General features: G+C 67.0%; 1 protein-coding gene. It reads left to right on the top strand.

All coding sequences use genetic code 11. The annotated features are described in order from the left end of the window. On the top strand, positions 1 to 1,140 hold a 1,140-nt coding region (locus ACIRST_RS42420; RefSeq protein ID WP_402810150.1), incomplete at its 5' end, for an acyl-CoA dehydrogenase family protein. Positions 1,141 to 1,145: the final 5 nt, after the last annotated feature.

The raw sequence follows: 1,145 nt of genomic DNA, 5'->3' as shown, positions 1-1,145 counted from the left end.
TTCGATCTCTTCCGTGTCTCCGAGGAGCACGAGATGCTCCGTGAGGCGGTGCGTTCGCTGGCTGAGGCGAAGATCGCTCCGTTCGCGGCGGAGGTGGACGAGCAGGGGCGGTTCCCGCAGGAGGCGTTGGACGCGTTGCAGGGCAATGACCTGCATGCGGTGCACGTGCCGGAGGAGTTCGGTGGTGCGGGGGCGGACGCGCTGGCGACGGTGATCGTGATCGAGGAGGTCGCGCGGGTGTGTGCGTCCTCGTCGTTGATCCCGGCGGTGAACAAGCTGGGGTCGTTGCCGGTGCAGCTGTCGGGTTCGCAGGAGCTGAAGGCGAAGTACCTGGGGGCGCTGGCGCGGGGTGAGGGGATGTTCTCGTACTGCCTGTCGGAGCCGGAGGCGGGTTCGGATGCGGCGGGGATGAAGACCCGGGCGGTGCGGGACGGGGACTTCTGGGTGCTGAACGGTGTGAAGCGCTGGATCACCAATGCGGGTGTGTCGGAGTTCTACACGGTGATGGCGGTGACGGATCCGGAGCTGCGGTCGAAGGGGATCTCGGCGTTCGTGGTGGAGAAGGGCGACGAGGGTGTGTCGTTCGGTGCTCCGGAGAAGAAGCTGGGGATCAAGGGGTCGCCGACGCGTGAGGTGTACTTCGACAACGTGCGGATTCCGGCGGACCGGATGATCGGTGCGGAGGGTACGGGTTTCGCGACGGCGATGAAGACGCTGGACCACACGCGGGTGACGATCGCGGCGCAGGCGGTCGGGATCGCGCAGGGGGCGTTGGACTACGCGAAGGGGTACGTGAAGGAGCGCCGGCAGTTCGGGAAGGCGATCGCGGAGTTCCAGGGTGTGCAGTTCATGCTGGCGGACATGGCGATGAAGCTGGAGGCGGCGCGGCAGCTGACGTACGCGGCGGCGGCGAAGTCGCAGCGCGGGGACGGTGATCTGACGTTCTTCGGTGCGGCGGCGAAGTGCTACGCGTCGGACGCGGCGATGGAGATCACGACGGATGCGGTGCAGTTGCTGGGCGGGTACGGGTACACCCGTGACTACCCGGTGGAGCGGATGATGCGGGACGCGAAGATCACGCAGATCTACGAGGGCACCAACCAGGTCCAGCGCATCGTCATGGCCCGCAACCTCCCGTAAGGCGG

The sequence above is a fragment of the Kitasatospora sp. NPDC101447 genome, from assembly GCF_044767225.1.
Lineage (GTDB): Bacteria > Actinomycetota > Actinomycetes > Streptomycetales > Streptomycetaceae > Kitasatospora.
Note: the sequence above shows the minus strand (reverse complement) of the source record. Positions and strands in the feature narration are given on the sequence as shown.